Source organism: Bacillus clarus (assembly GCF_000746925.1).
GTDB classification, from domain to species: domain Bacteria; phylum Bacillota; class Bacilli; order Bacillales; family Bacillaceae_G; genus Bacillus_A; species Bacillus_A clarus.
Map to the genome: position 1 here is coordinate 2,249,384 of NZ_JMQC01000008.1, position 17,751 is coordinate 2,267,134.

14 protein-coding genes are annotated in these 17,751 nt (G+C 33.0%); 8 read left to right on the forward strand and 6 right to left on the reverse strand.

What is annotated here, in order from left to right; all coding sequences use genetic code 11:
- Positions 1 to 36: 36 nt before the first annotated feature.
- The 4 genes from DJ93_RS12470 to DJ93_RS12485 form a co-directional block, all read right to left on the reverse strand.
- Positions 37 to 1,236 carry an MFS transporter gene (locus tag DJ93_RS12470; RefSeq protein ID WP_042981162.1) on the reverse strand — a complete coding sequence of 400 codons (1,200 nt, stop codon included), beginning with the start codon at positions 1,234 to 1,236 and terminating at the stop codon, positions 37 to 39.
- 181 nt (positions 1,237 to 1,417) lie between these two features.
- Positions 1,418 to 2,158, reverse strand: coding sequence for a WecB/TagA/CpsF family glycosyltransferase (locus DJ93_RS12475; protein ID WP_042981164.1), 741 nt, complete (start codon positions 2,156 to 2,158; stop codon positions 1,418 to 1,420).
- 20 nt (positions 2,159 to 2,178) lie between these two features.
- Positions 2,179 to 3,288, reverse strand: a complete 1,110-nt coding sequence (locus tag DJ93_RS12480) for a glycosyltransferase family 4 protein (RefSeq protein WP_042981165.1) — start codon at positions 3,286 to 3,288, stop codon at positions 2,179 to 2,181.
- A gap of 96 nt (positions 3,289 to 3,384) precedes the next feature.
- A complete protein-coding gene (locus DJ93_RS12485; RefSeq protein WP_042981167.1) occupies positions 3,385 to 4,842 on the reverse strand; it encodes an O-antigen ligase family protein in 1,458 nt (485 codons plus the stop codon).
- A 482-nt stretch (positions 4,843 to 5,324) separates the two neighbouring features.
- On the opposite strand from DJ93_RS12485, the gene DJ93_RS12490 reads away from it, so the two are divergent.
- A complete protein-coding gene (locus DJ93_RS12490; protein ID WP_042981168.1) occupies positions 5,325 to 5,957 on the forward strand; it encodes a trimeric intracellular cation channel family protein in 633 nt (210 codons plus the stop codon).
- Positions 5,958 to 6,080: 123 nt separating this feature from the next.
- Here DJ93_RS12490 and DJ93_RS12495 read toward each other — a convergent pair whose 3' ends face one another.
- Positions 6,081 to 7,394 carry a glycosyltransferase family 39 protein gene (locus DJ93_RS12495; protein ID WP_042981170.1) on the reverse strand — a complete coding sequence of 438 codons (1,314 nt, stop codon included), beginning with the start codon at positions 7,392 to 7,394 and terminating at the stop codon, positions 6,081 to 6,083.
- 320 nt (positions 7,395 to 7,714) lie between these two features.
- Here DJ93_RS12495 and DJ93_RS12500 point away from each other — a divergent pair, with 320 nt between their 5' ends.
- The 3 genes from DJ93_RS12500 to DJ93_RS12510 all read left to right on the forward strand — a co-directional run bounded on the left by DJ93_RS12500 (position 7,715) and on the right by DJ93_RS12510 (position 9,524).
- Positions 7,715 to 8,227, forward strand: coding sequence for an acyl-CoA thioesterase (locus DJ93_RS12500; protein ID WP_042981171.1), 513 nt, complete (start codon positions 7,715 to 7,717; stop codon positions 8,225 to 8,227).
- A 217-nt stretch (positions 8,228 to 8,444) separates the two neighbouring features.
- A complete protein-coding gene (locus DJ93_RS12505) occupies positions 8,445 to 9,173 on the forward strand; it encodes a glycosyltransferase family 2 protein (protein ID WP_042981173.1) in 729 nt (242 codons plus the stop codon).
- Between the two features lie 6 nt (positions 9,174 to 9,179).
- Positions 9,180 to 9,524, forward strand: a complete 345-nt coding sequence (locus DJ93_RS12510) for a DUF2304 domain-containing protein (RefSeq protein WP_042981174.1) — start codon at positions 9,180 to 9,182, stop codon at positions 9,522 to 9,524.
- Between the two features lie 73 nt (positions 9,525 to 9,597).
- Here the strand turns inward: DJ93_RS12510 and DJ93_RS12515 are convergent, their stop codons facing one another.
- On the reverse strand, positions 9,598 to 10,881 hold the full coding sequence (locus DJ93_RS12515; protein WP_042981175.1) for a glycosyltransferase family 39 protein: 1,284 nt from the start codon (positions 10,879 to 10,881) through the stop codon (positions 9,598 to 9,600).
- Between the two features lie 228 nt (positions 10,882 to 11,109).
- Here DJ93_RS12515 and DJ93_RS12520 point away from each other — a divergent pair, with 228 nt between their 5' ends.
- From DJ93_RS12520 to DJ93_RS12535, 4 genes are all read left to right on the forward strand, one after another.
- The gene (locus tag DJ93_RS12520; RefSeq protein ID WP_042981176.1) at positions 11,110 to 12,090 is read left to right on the forward strand and encodes a glycosyltransferase family 2 protein; all 981 of its coding nucleotides are present in this window, start codon (positions 11,110 to 11,112) and stop codon (positions 12,088 to 12,090) included.
- Positions 12,091 to 12,182: 92 nt separating this feature from the next.
- Positions 12,183 to 13,604: a flippase gene (locus tag DJ93_RS12525; protein ID WP_042981177.1), complete on the forward strand. Its 1,422-nt coding sequence runs from the start codon at positions 12,183 to 12,185 to the stop codon at positions 13,602 to 13,604.
- A gap of 346 nt (positions 13,605 to 13,950) precedes the next feature.
- Positions 13,951 to 16,623 carry a YfhO family protein gene (locus tag DJ93_RS12530; protein WP_042981179.1) on the forward strand — a complete coding sequence of 891 codons (2,673 nt, stop codon included), beginning with the start codon at positions 13,951 to 13,953 and terminating at the stop codon, positions 16,621 to 16,623.
- A 93-nt stretch (positions 16,624 to 16,716) separates the two neighbouring features.
- Positions 16,717 to 17,655 (forward strand): glycosyltransferase family 2 protein, encoded by a 939-nt coding sequence (locus tag DJ93_RS12535; protein WP_042981180.1) that lies wholly within the window; start codon positions 16,717 to 16,719, stop codon positions 17,653 to 17,655.
- The last annotated feature ends 96 nt before the right edge of the window (positions 17,656 to 17,751 follow it).

Below are 17,751 nucleotides of genomic sequence, written 5' to 3' on the forward strand. Positions count from 1 at the left end.
ATAGAAAAAGGAAGCCTCTTCAGCTTCCTTTTCTCCTCATACTAACTCCCGTTGCTTCGTTTCCTGACCAAGTACAACTACTGCAAGTACTCCGATTAAAATCGATCCACAAAAAATAGTAAAGATTAACGAAAGTGAGGATTGTGAAGCAACTAAATAACCTACTAATAACGGTCCAAGAATCCCACCGATACGACCAAATGCTGCCGCCATTCCTGCACCCGTACCTCGAATCACTGTCGGATATTGCTCAGGTGTATAAGCATATAATGCCCCCCATGCACCCAAGTTAAAGAAAGAGAGGAGCATCCCTGCAACTATTAATGTTGTCAACGAATCAGCGATTCCAAATACGTAAGCACTGCATGCTGTCCCAACTAAATACGTAACTAAGACAAATTTACGACCAAGACGTTCAATAAACCAGGCAGCTGTAAAGTACCCTGGAAGCTGTGCCAATGTCATAATTAATACATACTGAAAACTCTTTATTAAGCTAAAACCTTTCATTACCATTACGCTCGGTAACCAAAGGAACATTCCATAATAAGAGAAGACCACACAAAACCATAAAACCCATAACATAATTGTTGCTTTACGATATTCTCCAGACCAAATCGCTTTTATATTTGTAATAACAGACTGCCTTTTTTCAACCTTTTCAAATCTTGGTGAATCAGGTAAATTCCATCTTAAATATAAAGCATATAGAGCTGGAACTGCACTTAATACCATTGCAACTTCCCAGCCGTACTTCGGAATAATAAAATAAGAAATAAGAGCCGCAATTAGCCAGCCACCAGCCCAAAAACTTTCTAACAACACAACTATTCTGCCGCGTTCATGCGCTTCAACGCTTTCTGATACAAGAGTAGATGCAACTGGAAGTTCTCCACCGAGCCCCATCCCAATTAAGAAACGCAAAACAAGGAACATCGTTAATGTCGTTGTTAAAGCTGTTAAACCACTACCGATAGAAAATAATAATAATGTAATAATAAAGACCGATTTTCGTCCTATTTTATCTGCTAATATTCCAAAAACAAGTGCTCCAACTGCCATTCCGATCGAGTTAATGCTACCTATCCACCCCATCTCTTGGCTGCTTAATCCCCATTCTTTCTGCAATGCTACAATGATAAATGAAAGCATTCCAACATCCATCGCATCAAATAGCCAACCAAGCCCCGCTATTCCAAGAAGCTTTCGCTTTGAAATTTCTTTTACCTTGCCCACAAGAAGTCCTCCTTACACAGGTGTCTTTACACATCATTTTACATGTGTGAATTGTATAAGTAAAATACTTTCGTGTAAAATTTCTTCTTCATCATTCCCTGAAAGTAAATGTTTTATCAATAGCTACGAATAAGATTATCATCCATTAAACCAGGGTAAATAAAAAAGTAGCGAAATCTCGCTACTTTTTCGAACGCATTACTTCTTTTAAAAACTCAGCTAGCACTAACTGACGACGCCAGCGTGTTGGATTACTACATAATCGATAAAACCACTCTAAATGAATTGCTTGAATCCATTTCGGCGCACGCTTTACCTCCCCTGCCCATACATCTAAACTACCGCCTACACCAACAGCCATCTTCGTTTGCAAGCGATCTTTATTATTTTGAATAAAGTTTTCTTGCCTTGGGAACCCAAGAGCTACAAGTAATAAATCAGGTTTTGCTTCTTGAATGCGTGAAATAATATTCTCTTCTTCTTCTTGCTTAAAATATCCGTCCTGTGTACCAACAATCGATACAGCTGAATAAGTTTTTGTTAAGTGATCGGCTGCACCTTTTACAACATGAGGCTTTGCCCCTAATAAGAACACAGATACTTGCTTATTTTCTTCGGATAATTTTTCAAGTAAATTACACATTAAATCAAATCCTGCTACGCGCTCTTGTAATGGTGTACCTAACATACCACTCGCTTTTACAACACCAATACCATCAGGCGTAATTAACTCTGTTTTCAATAATGTTTGATGGAATTTCTCATCTTTTTTTGCACACATAACGATTTCTGGATTTGCCGTTACCACTTGAAAAGTATGGGGTTGTTCCGTTTCTAACTGCTTCATTAAATATTGGACCGTCTCTTCCATTGTCATTGTAGAGAAAGGAACACCCAAAATATCAACTGTTTGTACTACCATAATTATAATCCTTCCTATTATTAAAGATTTTTAGCTATTAATTGTTTATACGTTTCCTTCGTATCTTCATATAATTTGTGTAATGAGAAATTCATTGCAGCATGTTCGTAAATATGTTTTCCCATCACAGCTAATTCGCCTGTTTTCCACTTCTCATAAGCTTCCTCTAATGCGCCCGCTAACGCTTTACCGTCTCCCGTTGGTACAATCCAGCCATATGTTTCATCTGCAATCAATGGTTCAATTTCCCCTGCCCTCGTAACAATAGATGGTACACGCTGGTTTGCTGCCTCTAATAAAACTAGTGGAAATCCTTCACTATGAGATGTTAATAAATTAACATGTGATGATGCAAATAGTTGCTTCACATCTTGACGGTGCCCTAAAAACTCAACTTTATCATTGATTCCTTTTTCAGTAGCTAATGCCTTAAGCTCTTCTTCTAATGGGCCGTCTCCTACTAATAACACTTTAATTTTCGTTAATTTTGTTTGCTTCAATGCATCAAATAATACTTCATGTCCCTTAACAGGATGCAAACGTGCCACTTGAATTGCTGTGAACACATCTTCATCAATATTAAACATTTCTTGCTTATTATAACCTTGTGCTTTTTCCTTGTCATAATCAATTCCATTATAAATAACGTGCATCTTTTCGTTTGAAATACCTACTTGCGCTAAGCTTGATTTTAATCGATTTGTGACAACAAAGAATAAATCTATATTCTTTAAAGCCTTTAAATTTAACTTTGTAAAAATCCATCCTTTTATGCCTTGCTTTGTGAAATCTTGAAATGGATCACTATGGATTGTCGTTACCCACTTCGCTGCGATTTTCTTTTTCAAAAGAGAAACATAAAAGTTTGCTCTAGGACCATGCGTGTGGACTATATCAAATTTTTCCTTGTTAATAAATTCACTTATATTTTTTAAAATGGATAAATCGTAGCGAGACTTTTGTGAAAACACATGAACTTTTATTCCTAGTTCTCTCGCTTCTTTCGCAACAATACCATCTTCAAATACTGCCAATTCTACTTCATCAGTTGAGAACTGATCGAGAAGTGAAATAATGTGTGTCTTTCCTCCCCCATCCTCTGCTCCTGCATTCATATGCAATATTTTCATGTTTTTTCCTCCTTTAAATCCTCGCTGCACTTCCGTCTAGCTCTTATTTTACTGTACTAAAAAATAAAAGCTAACAAAAGTTAGCTTTTATTTTTATCATTCAATTTCTAAATCTACAATTAGATAAGCTAACACCACTACAAAGTAAATACCAACACCTGGCGCCGTCAAAATATGTCCTGCAGTATATGCAATACCTAGTGCTAACACTAAGCTCGCTGCAATCATTCCATATTTTATATTAAATATCTCTTTAAACCTTGTAATACATGCAAGCAAAATTCTTAAGCCGTAATAGATAAACGGAATCATCATTAACGCAAAACCGATAATTCCAAAATCATAAAACCAATCGTGGAAGTCCATTTCAATTAATTTTGGATCCGGCTGCTTTTGTTCATTATATTTAAAGTTACCTGCGTAACCCATTCCTAACAGCTTTTGTGACATCGGAGCTTCTTTAAAGAACTGCTTATGTCTTTCTTCATATACTTGACGTCCACTAAAGATGAGGTTTTCTTGATTTTCTTTCTTTTGCTCTTTCTCAAGTTCTTTCTTAACCTCAGCTTCAACTTTTGCCTTTTCTTCTGGTTTTTCAACCTTATGCTGCTTTTCTTCTTTTTCTTTTATCAGTTTATCTTTAATTTCTTTTTCTTTTTGTTGTTGTTGTGCTGCATTTTGTTCCGTTAAGTAGTTATTATGAATACCCATATTTTGCGCTAATGGTGTTTGTTTAAATGTTCCAACAACACCAGCTAATAGGATGATAGCAATTATCCCATTAAGTAAAAGAGATTTCTTGTTCGGGTTTTTTCTGTCAAATACTAACTGGAGTAGTATAATACCAATTGCCACTGCCAAAGTAGCACCTATTGATCCCATACCTACCTTCGTACCAACCTGGATTAAAGAGTAAATCATTAACAGCGATGGAATCCAGTATAAGACACTCGTAATACCTTTTGTTTTTTGAATAGAATATAGTACTACTATAGGGAAAATGATAGCTAAAATTGATCCTAATTCATTCCCTGCAAAGAACCAACCACGTGAACCAACTTTCATCCACTCATAACTACCAAAATCTGTACCTGTTGTAATAGAAACAACCATTACAACATTAATAATTAATGTAGCATACACAATGTTATTTCTAATTTTATCGCTAATATTTATTGTTTTCTTTAATGATTTCAAAGCTAAAATGTATGAAGCAAGCATAGTATATATAAACAATGCTTTTCCAACGAATTTAACTTCTTCGAACAATACAATAGGACTCTTGATCAATTTATTATTAATGAATCCTATCCCTAATACTACTGCTAGTAATACAAGATAAATTAAAAACTTCCTATTTTCTCTTTCTTTTGCCTGAATTAAAATATAAATACCACCCATGGCCATAATGAGGAACCTCACCATAATTCCAACTGTCGCATTTACTTTTAATAACTCAATGCTAAGAGACGTTAATAAATCTAAAACAGGCTGTAAAATAATAAAAAAGAGCAAAAAATGCTCAAATCTAATCCTAGCTTGATTTGCTAACATTCCGAGACCTCCATACAAAATCATTCCATTATCTTTTAATCATAGTTATATCATTCTAAATACACCTAGCAATTATAACATAACTCATATTTAATTCGAGAACTATTTTTGGACCAAAAACAATCAAACAAAGCCCAATAATAAGTACGAAATATTATCCTATTAAATAATATTATCTTCTAAAAAAGAAATTATTGGAACTTACTTTCTCGATTTTAACTATACTACAAATATCCGCACAATATAAATCCGTTTATAAAAATTAAAAAATAACTCATTATATACATCCACTAATATTATCCTAACCTTCAATCTACAAAACCCCTAATTCAATTTATATATAGCTATTTTTTCACATTTTCAAACGCTTTCTTCATGCATTTTATTCATTTTTCTACATGTAACGAAAAGTAATTGTTATTTCCATAACTTTAGTGTATATTTTTTCTCTGGAACATCTTTAGGAGGAAGGGATTAGAGCAATGTTATTAATCGAAATATTTACGTTTCTTGGCATTATCGCCGCTGCCATTTCTGGTACATTAGTTGGTTTAAAAAAAGATTTGGATTTGTTTGGTGTCCTTTGTTTAGCTGTAGCTACTGCACTAGGTGGCGGTATTATTCGTGATATTATGATTGGTAACCTACCTCCTGTCGCATTTGTAAAACCAATTTACTTTTTCGTCAGCGTATTATCAGCATTATTTACTTGTATGTTTTTTGAGCGTATTAATAAGCTTCAAGTTGTTATTATGCTTTCCGACGCTGTTGGCTTAGGGGTTTTTACAGCTATCGGTGCGAATGCAGCGATGTCACATCACGTCGACGCTTCATTTTTAGTTGTTTCGATGGGAGTTATTACAGGTATTGGAGGCGGTATTTTGCGCGATATATGCGCTCAAGATATCCCTTATGTGTTCCGTAAAGAAATTTATGCCATTGCTTCTATTTTAGGGGCAATTAGCTTCCTAATCACATATTCAATGGGGGCACACGTATTGGCGTTCTATATTTGTTTACTCGTAACATTCATTATACGTGTCGTCACTGTTATATATAATGTACATTTCCCAGTTTTCTTTAAAACACATGCAAAAATAAATAAAGGTCATTAAGAGAATTCCGAATGGAATTCTCTTATTTTATACCATTACAAAAGAACAAAAATATCGAGAAGAGCTGTCTTGAATAAATTTAACAGCAGTAGATAAAAATAAAAGAATCCTAAGTGGATTCTTTTATTTTTTAAAAAAGATTTTTTGACAATAGAAGTAACTCATATAAACACCAAAACTTTGCAAAATAAATAAACTTGGTACCGCTAAATTACTGTATGCTACGTCAATATTACAAAGTTTAGCACCGATATAGCCCAAAACGAGCAGTGTGAATAACATATACCCTTCATTTTGTTGCTTCCTAATAAGAAAATGCAACAGAGCAATCGTCATAAATAAAGTTATCGCTATGTATATAAGTTTTTCACATTTAAAAACTACAGAATTCATTCCTTCATCTAATAACTGAGCTATAGTTGGTTTTAAAAAAGTATACCGCTCCGTCTCTATTTCTTTTAATTTTTGATCTATATGTTCTTTCATATTTTGACTCTGAACTGTTTCCGTTTTACTTTGTTGCTTACCTATCAAAACAGATTGCACATACGTCTCATTAGAAATAGTATATTGTGGCATCCCCATCGCTTGAATGCCATAATTCACGCCAAAATGAGTAGCATAAAACATAGCAAGTACACCTATCGTTTTTAACAGTACACCTTGCTTCGTTGCTGATTGAAACATTTCAATTAATAACACGTAGCCAATTATAAAAATAGGGAAGAATAAACCTATAGGGAAAATCATGTTACTAAAAGCAAACAAAATTGCAGAAACGATCCACATGTAAGAATGACTCAAGCCTTTATGTAGCAGTATGTAACAAGCACAATAAAATAAAAATATCGCCATTGGTTCTGCAGTTAATATTGAACTCAGAAGAATGTTTGGGATATACAAAGCATAAAATATGGAGGCTATTCGTCCACATTCTTCTTGAAATACCATCGACGCTATACGATAAATGAAAAATGACGTTCCGGCGCAGAATAAGATATTACATAGTTGTAACATAAATGTTGTATCGCCAAATACGCGAATAATTAATGATTCGTAAATAATGAAAGGTAACTGACTTACAGCATCTACGTTATTCCCAAGCGCAACTTGTTTTGCAGATTCATACGTAGATTTCATATCACCAATAAATGGCGTATCCACAAAAAACACTACAAGAAGTCTAACAAGTATAGATGCGCTAAGAAGGAAGATAAGGAATTGCTTATCTGTAAACCGATATTGCAAAATAGATGCAATTAACAAAAGAAGTATGATAAAAATCCCTAAAACAATCGCTAGGCTTGTCGTACTTCCTCCAAAAAATTGTTTGCTCGTCTCAAAAGCTGTCCAGCAAGTGTACGCAAAAAACATGAGCAACATACCAATAATTATTTTACTGAAAAAAGATGAAAAACCTGTTTGTATATGATTCATATGTCCATTGCACCTCTATTTCCATTCATAACAAAACGATTCTATCATGAATAGGTGCATAGCTGATAGGGAATTTATATGACAAATGTGCGGTCTTCACTTTTCACTTGCAATGTAAGCGAATCCTCTTTTACACTACATTTTATACAAAATAAATTTTCTTTCAGTTACATGAATACACTTGCAGAAGTATTAACACTCCTCTAAAAATAGATTTTACTTGTTTCAATGTCCGGTAAAATTCAATAGGAATTAACACTCCTTTTATGTCATAAAGAACATGTCACTCTGATTGAAAACGTAAACTAGGGGCTGATTATATGGAAAAGAAATTTATGAGAGAATCGAAAGCAATTAAAACAACACGTGTTTTTCCAAATGATTTAAACAACCATCAAACATTATTTGGTGGAAAACTATTAGCAGAAATTGATAGTATTGCCTCTATTGCAGCAGCGAGACATAGCCGTAAACATTGCGTGACAGCATCTATTGATTCCGTTGATTTTTTAACACCAATCCATCAAGCTGATTCTGTTTGTTACGAAGCATTTGTCTGCTATACTGGCAAATCATCCATGGAAGTATTTGTGAAAGTTATCGCAGAAAATTTATTAGCAGGAGAACGCCGTATCGCTGCTACTTGCTTTATTACATTCGTTGCATTAAAAGATGGAAAACCTTCTTCTGTACCACAAGTATTACCAGAAACCGAGGAAGAGCATTGGTTGCATAAAACAGGTTCAGAGCGTGCAGAAAGTCGAAAAAGAGGCCGTTTAAAAAGTAAGGAGATGGCAGAAGTATTAACTTTAAATAAACCATGGAATATGTAAAAACAAAGCGCACAAGCAAACACTTCTATATGTTCACCTGTGCGCTTTGTTTTATTCTAAATTATATGGAAATATAAAGTTCCATACCTGAAATGCATTTACAGAATTCCCCAATTCACTACCTTGTCCTTTATTTTGGTATACAATTAATGGTATAGTAGATAATGTTCGTTAAAAATAATGATCATATCTATTAACATATAAGGGATGGTGCAATATGTCTGTTGAGGTACCGATTTCAATACCCAAAACTTTAATTATTATTCCTGCTTATAATGAAGAGGAAGCAATTGCAGATACATTAATAAGACTTTTAGAACTAAAAGAACACTTTTCAGAGTTAGATATTTGTGTAATTAATGATGGTTCACAAGATAAAACAGCTAAAATTGTAACAGAATTCCCAGTCCATCTTGTAAACCTACCCTATAATTTAGGTATCGGATCGGCTGTACAAACTGGGTATAAATACGCTTATGAGAATGATTATGATATCGCTATTCAATTTGATGCCGATGGACAACATAATCCTGATGATTTATATAAAATCATCCAACCTATTGCTGAAGATCAATGTGATATGGTATTAGGTTCACGATTTACAGAAAAAACTGCATATAAAGGTAGTATTTCACGAAGAGTTGGTATTTTTTATTTCACTGCCTTATTAAAAGTATTAACAAAACAAACATTTATGGATCCAACTTCTGGATACCGTGCTATCAATCGAGAAGTCATTAAAATTTTTGCACATAATTATCCAAAAGATTATCCAGAACCAGAAGTTCTTATTCATTTAAAAAAGAAAAAACTTCGCATTAACGAAATATCTGTAAATATGCAAGAACGACAAGGTGGACAATCTTCTATTACACCTTTAAAATCTGCATATTATATGATTAAAGTAAGCCTCGCTATATTAATGCAAAAAATCGTGAAAGGTTGATAATGAATGCCTGTAATTACCTTTTCATTTATCTTTATTCTATTATTATTTTTATTAATCATTAACTCTATTCGTCGTGGAGCTTTAGAAACAAAATATGCCATTCTATGGATTTTTGTTTGTATTTCAATGGCAATTTTAAGTTCTACCGATAAAATAATAAATTGGATCGGAAAATTACTGAAAGTAGAATATCCTCCATCTGTTTTATTCTTATTCGGACTTTTATTTTGTTTCATCTTAATTTTTGACTTAACACGAAAAATCTCCAAACTGCACCATCAACTTGTAACGTTAACGCAAGATTATGCACTATTAAAACAAAAATTAAAGATAACAGATAAAGAATAACCTTCCGTCAAAAAATGAATATATCAAACAAAAGCTCCTTAATTTCAATAAAAAATTAAGGAGCTTTTACTATTTAAAATTTTCTCTTTTGAAATAGTAGTTTATTAATCTTTCCAACAGTTACTACAATCCCTATCCCAATTATAATAAATAGAAACGGAATTAATGGTAGTGCATATCGTTCATATGCCACATACAGGCACGTTAAATACGTTTGAAATAGAAGGATTAACCATAGAAATGTAGTCTCTCTCCACCTACTCAAAAGAAAAACAAAGGAAAGTACTGTACATATGAAAAATATCTGTTTTATGAAATCATAAATCTCATTCATATCTTTTGCGGAAACATCAAAAACTTCAATATTATGCTCTATAGAATAATACGGTTTCTTCCAAAGAATTTCCGGTTTTAAAATTAAATAGCTTCGAATCATAGACTCTTTATCTGTTTTCCACCATTCTTTCATTTTATCTATAGCAATTTTTTCTTCTAATTCCATAAACTCATGTGCTTCTAGATCAGGGTATTTTGCATGCAATTCCACTTCAAGCTCTCCCATATCCTTACCTTCCGGATACCCTTCTCCTTGATATGTTCCAAGTAATAATGGATTCCCTGCTCCAGCAGTTAAAGGTATGAATTTATTGAATTGCATGTAATTTCGGGCCCACCACGGCCCAAGTACTATAAGGGCTATTCCTATACTTATAAGTGCTTGTTTCACCATAATATGAAACGGATAACGCTTCATTACAAGATATGCAAACAGCAATACTGGATATAAGGCGATTTGCACGCGGAAATATAGTGCTAAGAAGTAGAAAGCTAATACAATCAAAAAATCTTTCGTTGAATGTGTATCAGCTAATTTTAAACTCCAGTATAATAATCCTAGTGAGAAGAATAAAAATGGTCCTTCTGTTAATGTTACATTTTCGATAACTATTTCCGGAGGATAGATTGCTAATAATAATGCCGCTATTAATCCTGCTGCGGGATTCAACAAATATGTCCCAATCTTATACGTCATATAAATACTCGCTATCCCAAAAATTATAATGATTAATTTAGCTACAAATAAACCACTACTACCACTACCAAAGAAATAAAACACAGCAGCCAATAAAGCTGGAAAACCAGGCATAATGTGAATAGTTGGTTTGGCAGGATCATGATATGTTAGCATTCCCGTTTCTAATAAAATCTTTGCTGATTTTTGATAACCTACATCATCACTAGCTATACTCAAATCAATGCCATGTGTTTGTAACGTTATAAAACGAAGTAAAAAGCCAACAATTATGATAATTCCCAAAAGGATCCAATTATACCTTCGAATAAATTGACCTAACATTTCACCTTCTCCTTTCAGCTATGTAATTTTTAAAATATAAAATCATATTATACCTATACATTATTCCGTTATATAATGCGGACATTTTTGTACAAAGTACAATAATAGAAAGTTGATTTACAAAGATTATATGCGGTAAACTTATACAGATGTTCTTGTGATCTTCTTCCTTTAAAAAGGCTTGTATATACGATGCAAAACATAAAAAATTTGAGGAGATAAAATTTTATGATGGAACAAAAACAACTCGTTTCGGTCGTTATACCGCTTTATAATGCGGAAAAATACATTGAAGAAACGATGCAATCAATACTAAATCAAACCTACGAAAATATTGAAATTGTAATTGTAGACGATGGGAGCAAAGATCAATCACCTTCTATTGTAAAAAGTCTTGTACAAAAGTATCCAGGACAAGTAAAATACGTCCACCAAAAAAATCAAGGGGTATCCGTCGCTCGTAATACAGGAATTGAAAATGCTAGTGGAGAATATGTTGCCTTTCTTGATAGTGATGATTTATGGGAGCAAACGAAAATAGAGAAACAAATCGAAAGTATGCATAAAAACAGTATGGATGCTTGTTACTGTGGCTATATGAATTTCTATGAAGAAACTGGAGAGAAAGTAGAGCATACAACGAATTTTATTAAAGGTGATATGACAAAGGCTTTCTTAACACATCAAGTTGTTGCTCAAACAAGTACTTGGATTTTCAAACGATCCGTTGTTATGGATCACAACATTCGCTTTACACCTGGCTGTAGTTGGGGAGAAGACTTGGAGTTCTTATTTAAATTAATGAGCGTAACAAATGTATGTTATGTAGATGAATACTTAACATATTATCGAATCTTATCAGAAGGAAATCTTTCTTCAAAATATAAAGATTACGAATTAAAAACAACGAAGGAATTAGAAATATTCAACCGTATGAGAGAATGGGTTCATAAAAAATCTCAAGCATTACTAACAAAAAATTCTGCAGAACTCATTGAAATTCTTGAGACTTATTTATTCCCGTACACAGTCATTAACAATGCTTGTATTTATATTAAAGGGAACCCTAAATTAGAAAAAACACAAATGAACTTAATAAAAAAAGACATAAAGAAATATTGTCGTAAAATTTATTCGAAAAATGGGAAACGCAGTAAAAAATTATATGCAATGCTTTGGTTCGTTCGAATTAAATTTATGTTTTCTTAAGCAAAAAATATGATTTCAAACATTCTTTTTGTACACAAATTATTGTTACAAATAGGACAAGCCAAGTCCTAGAGAATAGAAAGGTCTTTTCAATGAAAACAAATAAAATCCTTAAAAACGCTTCCTACCTCTTTGTAGGAAATATTATCGTTAAATTCGTACTCGCTATTGCTACCATTCTCTTTGCACGATATGTTTCACCTAATGATTATGGTATGTTTACAACCGCATTAGCTGTCTCTGCTGTCATTTGTTACTTTACAGACGCAGGTTTGACGCATACATTTATGCGTGAAGGAACAAAAAACGGTGCCAATATTAGCGAATTAATCAGTAGCTATTTACGTGTCCGCTTCGTATTAGCTGTGGTGATTTCTGTACTCTTCGCTATTTTTGCACAGTTTTCCTATCCCGATGCTTATTTACGCGCGATGGTATACTGGGTCGTATTACCAACAATGTTCGGAGCAACTTTACAAGGTGTCGGAATGGCTTACTTCCAAGTAACAGAACGTATGCAGTTCACAGCTATCATCTCTGTATTACAAGGTGTAACAGCGGCAGCGGCTCTTTTACTTGGAATGTACTTTAAATGGTCACTTATGATGGTTGCTGCAATGTATGGGCTATCAAGCCTTGTAGCAGGACTAATCGCATTTATGATGGTGATACGCTACACAACCATTCATAAAGGTTGGCATAGAGGCATTTTAGATCAATTACTTGTTTTCACAATCAATGGAATCATCATTATGCTCTTGCCACAATTAGGTCCCATTATTTTAGAAAAAGTTTCATCATATGAACAGGTTGGATTCTTTGGAGCTGCATCAAAAATACCAGCAGTATTGTATCAAATACCGGGTGTAATCGCAGCAGCATTTTATCCAAAATTATTCGCTTTCGGAAACGAAAACAACATTGATGAGCATAGAAAATTATCTCATTTCGAATTAAAGCTTATGTCTTTCTTAGGAATGGGCATCTCGATTCCATTTATCGCTGACCCAAGCTTTTGGATTGTTAACTTATTAGGTGAAAAATACGCACCAGCCGGTAATGCACTTGCTATTTTAGCCTTTATGGTTATTTTACAATCAATTAACTATCCACTTGCTGATAATTTAACAACGATTGGTCAACAGTGGAAACGTACTACAACGATGGGGATTGGATTAGCTGTTGCCATCATAAGTTACATCGTATTAGGTAGTAAATTCGGAATGATGGGAGCTGCTGTTGCAGCTATCCTTACTGAAGTTACTTTATTAATTGGCTTTACTTTATTCGTTCGTAAAGGGTTCGAATTATTATTTAAAGGGATTATATTTAATAGCTTAGCGTTTGCAATTAGTTACGGACTATACCGCATCATATTAATTAACTTACCACCACTAGTTGCTTTAACACTTACCGGTATACTATACGGTATTATCGGTCTTGCCATTGATCCTCAAATACGTGGGTTAATTTTAGGATTCGTAAATAAAAAGTTGGCTGGTAAAAACATTTAAACTCCAAATGCTTTTTCACTATAGTGAAAAAGCATTTGGAGTTTTTTATTTCGCACACTACAATTTAGGACTCATCCCCACTAAAAGTAATAAATAAATATGTAAGATTACTATTCATAAAAGCAAATCCTATACTCTATAGCTAAATTGACTTACTTTCTGGAAATGCTTTATACTAAAAGATGGTATCTTTGTAAGCTAACGATTGTAAATTATACTATACAAGAGCGATACATTATCTTTCCATACTAAAACTAAAAACACACCTTTCAGCAACGGTGTGTTTTTATGTACATCGCAAAAATGGTATGTTAAATGAATTTTAAAAGGAGGTTCACGAATTTTAATGAACTTAGAGCATGACAATAGAACTTTTTTAAACAAAAGCACCCTTATTATCATTCCATTCTTATTACTATTCGCTTTTGCTTTTCACTATTTCTTTTTAACATCTGATCAAATATTTTCCGGTACAGGTGATGCATTAAGTCAATTTGGTTTCTTTTCATTTCTCCTGCAGCACGCCTTTAAGGATGGTAATCTTTTTTGGTCTTTTGATTACGGATTAGGTGGAGATTTATTTGGAGAGTTTAGTTATTACTATAGTACAGCGCCTTTGTTCTGGATTACGCTGCTACTTCCTAAATTAAATATTGAACAAATTTATGATATGAAATTATACATAAGTGTTTTAAAAAACTTTTTAGCTATGTTATTTATGTATGGTTCTTTACGTTATCATAATAAAACAGTATTCTCATCTTTTATTGCTACTATTATGTATGGTGGATGTATTACCTTTATGCGTCACTCATTACTTTGGGACTTCATGGCAGATGCTATTGTATTTTTACCCTTAGTAATATGGGGACTTGATAGGTATATTATAGAAAAGAAAAGAGGACTTTTCCTATTTGCTGCTACCTTAATGTTAGCATCAAACTTTTATTTTGCTTTTATCACAAGTATTTTTATTTTTATTTACGCATTTTTCCAATACTTTGCTACACGGCAAAATAAAACTATAGTTTCTTTTCTAACTTATTATATTAGAATCGGATTATTATACGGATTATCACTCGGCTTGGCCGCAGTTTGCTTCATTCCTTCAGTCAATGCTGTATTTAGTGCAGATAGATTAACAAAGAAATTTGATATACCTTTATTCTTTGAAGATACATTTTATAAAAACCTAATGGAAAGCATCTTCTTCATATACGATGCTGAATACCATCAATTAGCTTTTCCAGCTTTAATTTTATTTCTAATTGTATTTGGACTGTTTATACGTGATAAGCTCGTTAAAAACAAACTATTATTTACATTTTTCATGTTAATTCTATATATGCTTCCATACACATATTCTGTATTCAATGGCTTTTCAGCAATGCAATACAGATGGCTTTATTTATTTGTATTTGTAATCGCTCAAACTATAGCCTACATTTTAGATTGGATGATTCTTTATAAAAAAGAGCATAAAGCATTTTATATAATAAGTTCATTAGTGGCTACCGGATTATTCATTTATGCATTTTATAGAAAAGTAAATATAAATGATAAACCATTAGAAGTAGTTGATAACATCTTAATAGGTACCATCGCTCTTTCAATCGTTACGATATGCCTATGGCGTTATCTTTCTAAACCATTCATACAACTTTTAGTTGTTGTGAATATTCTAGTTAGTACAATCTCTATGAATTATATGTACGCTAACAATATACTTAGCACTGTTTTTGGACAAAGAAATGCAACAACAGAGGCTTTACATGCACCGGGTTATGATAATAAAGATGAAATTGCTGCTATTCGTTATATACAGGATCATGATAAAGACTTTTATCGTATTCTTAACCCAGGTAGCACCCATAACACACCAATGCTCCAAGGATATCATGGTACAAGTACGTATCAAAGCTTGATTAATTATTATGTTCATGACTTTATGAAAAATAAATATAACGTATTCCAAGGATTCGATACGCCTTCAATGTTCTATCAAGCTGATAGTCGACTACTACTTGAAAATATGTTAGGTGTAAAATACCGCGTACTAAGCGCAGATACGGATCCAAAGAATATCCCTTATGGATATAAACTATTAAAACAAGTAGGTCCATATAACATTTATCAAAACAATTATGCGTTACCATTAGGATATGTATATGAATCCGGTATAAGTGAAGAAGAATTTTCTAAGTTAAACTTTGCTCAACGTGATCAATTATTATTAAACGCTGTAGTCGTTAATAATTTAAAAGATTTTTCATTAACTCATTTTGATAAAAAGAAACTTAATTCCAAGCCAGTGCCTATCAAAATAGAAAAAATGAAATTAGAAAACATGGAAAAAGATAACAACAAACTTATTGTCCATGGTTATGGAAATATGATAGTTCCTATTGACCCTCCTAATACCCCTGGAGATCTAATTGTTGAATTAAAAGTAAAAAATAAAGGTTCATTCCAAGCAACGGTTAATGGAAAAACCATGGGTAAAGGTGAAGACACTGGTGCATATTCATATCCTTTAGAAAGATTCGTTTATAATTTAGGGAAAGATGACCGCCCGGATCAACTAACTATTTCTATCGATGCACCAGGTGAATATGAACTTGAAGACTTACAAGCAAATATTGTGAGTTACGAAAATATACAAGAAAAAACAAAAAAACTAACTGAAAATAGACTCCAAAATATTTATTATAAAAATAACTATTTAAAAGGTGAAATTAACTCAAGTAAAGATGGGTTATTGTATCTATCTGTTCCATACAGTAAAGGCTGGACTATAAAGGTCGATGGGAAAGAAACAGAATTTACTAAAGCAAATTCTGCATTTATTGGTGTCCCAATCACAAAAGGAGCACATATAATTGAAATGAATTATGTCACACCTTACTTCAAATTAGGTATGATTATATCTATAGTTTCATTAATCATTTGCTTAGCTTTATTTATTTTCACAAACAAGAATAGATCTGCAAAACTTCCTTTTTTCCGAAAAAACAAGTAGACATGCAACAAAATGAAGCTATCCTTTAAGAGGGTTTCATATAAAAAGATGCATATTACTGCTACAAACCATTACAAACAAGGAGGGTCAAAGATGACTCTTTCAATAGTAGTACCCTGTTATAATGAGGAGAAGGTACTCCGTGCCTTTTATTCTGAAACTTCTCTTGAAATTCATAAATTAACTACCGATTATGAATTTGTTTTTGTGAATGATGGTAGTAAAGATGGTACATTAGATATTCTACGTGATTTAGCGAACTCCGATTCAGCTGTGCACTATATATCATTTAGTCGGAATTTCGGAAAAGAAGCTGCTATGTTAGCTGGTTTAAAATACGCTACAGGCGATGCAGTAGTAATTATGGATGCCGATTTACAACATCCTCCATCACTAATAAAAGATATGGTAGAAGGATATAACGAAGGCTATGATCAAGTTATTGCAAAGAGAACGAGAACAGGTGATTCACCTGTTCGTTCTTTCGTCTCTCGTCTATATTATAAAGTTATGAATAAATTTGTTGATATTGAATTAGTAGACGGCATTGGGGACTTTAGACTTTTAAGTAGAAGAGCAGTTGATTCCTTATTATCTTTAAGTGAATACAATCGCTTCTCAAAAGGCTTATTCTCTTGGATTGGATTTAAAGAATTAATCATTGAATACGAAAATGTATTACGTTCTGATGGAGAGAGTAAGTGGACTTTCTCTAAGTTATTAAACTACGGAATAGATGGTGTTATTTCTTTTAATAACAAACCATTACGTCTATCTATATATATTGGGTTATTAACAACTCTTTTAGGGGTTTTATATGTAATCACAACATTTGTCCAAATCATTGTTGGTGGTATTGATGTACCAGGTTACTTTACTTTGATTTCTGCCATACTATTCATTGGTGGCATTCAACTCATTTTTCTAGGTGTCGTTGGTGAATATATCGGGCGTATTTATTACGAAACGAAACGTAGACCACATTTCATTGTAGCTGAGAAAAAGGTTAGTGAAGTCAAACAAAAAGCTTAATGTAAAAAAAGTTACTTCTGTAAACAGAAGTAACTTTTTTTCAGAGTGTTTGGAAACCCTTTAGGGTTTCCTACACTCTGGAATGTATGAATTCTG

Bases quoted from the DNA above. Each gene is read 5' to 3' on its own strand.
- DJ93_RS12475 (WP_042981164.1), bottom strand. From the start codon at position 2,158: ATGGTAGTACAAACAGTTGATATTTTGGGTGTTCCTTTCTCTACAATG.
- DJ93_RS12480 (WP_042981165.1), bottom strand. From the start codon at position 3,288: ATGAAAATATTGCATATGAATGCAGGAGCAGAGGATGGGGGAGGAAAG.
- DJ93_RS12485 (WP_042981167.1), bottom strand. From the start codon at position 4,842: ATGTTAGCAAATCAAGCTAGGATTAGATTTGAGCATTTTTTGCTCTTT.
- DJ93_RS12490 (WP_042981168.1), top strand. From the start codon at position 5,325: ATGTTATTAATCGAAATATTTACGTTTCTTGGCATTATCGCCGCTGCC.
- DJ93_RS12495 (WP_042981170.1), bottom strand. From the start codon at position 7,394: ATGAATCATATACAAACAGGTTTTTCATCTTTTTTCAGTAAAATAATT.
- DJ93_RS12500 (WP_042981171.1), top strand. From the start codon at position 7,715: ATGGAAAAGAAATTTATGAGAGAATCGAAAGCAATTAAAACAACACGT.
- DJ93_RS12505 (WP_042981173.1), top strand. From the start codon at position 8,445: ATGTCTGTTGAGGTACCGATTTCAATACCCAAAACTTTAATTATTATT.
- DJ93_RS12510 (WP_042981174.1), top strand. From the start codon at position 9,180: ATGCCTGTAATTACCTTTTCATTTATCTTTATTCTATTATTATTTTTA.
- DJ93_RS12515 (WP_042981175.1), bottom strand. From the start codon at position 10,881: ATGTTAGGTCAATTTATTCGAAGGTATAATTGGATCCTTTTGGGAATT.
- DJ93_RS12520 (WP_042981176.1), top strand. From the start codon at position 11,110: ATGATGGAACAAAAACAACTCGTTTCGGTCGTTATACCGCTTTATAAT.
- DJ93_RS12525 (WP_042981177.1), top strand. From the start codon at position 12,183: ATGAAAACAAATAAAATCCTTAAAAACGCTTCCTACCTCTTTGTAGGA.
- DJ93_RS12530 (WP_042981179.1), top strand. From the start codon at position 13,951: ATGAACTTAGAGCATGACAATAGAACTTTTTTAAACAAAAGCACCCTT.
- DJ93_RS12535 (WP_042981180.1), top strand. From the start codon at position 16,717: ATGACTCTTTCAATAGTAGTACCCTGTTATAATGAGGAGAAGGTACTC.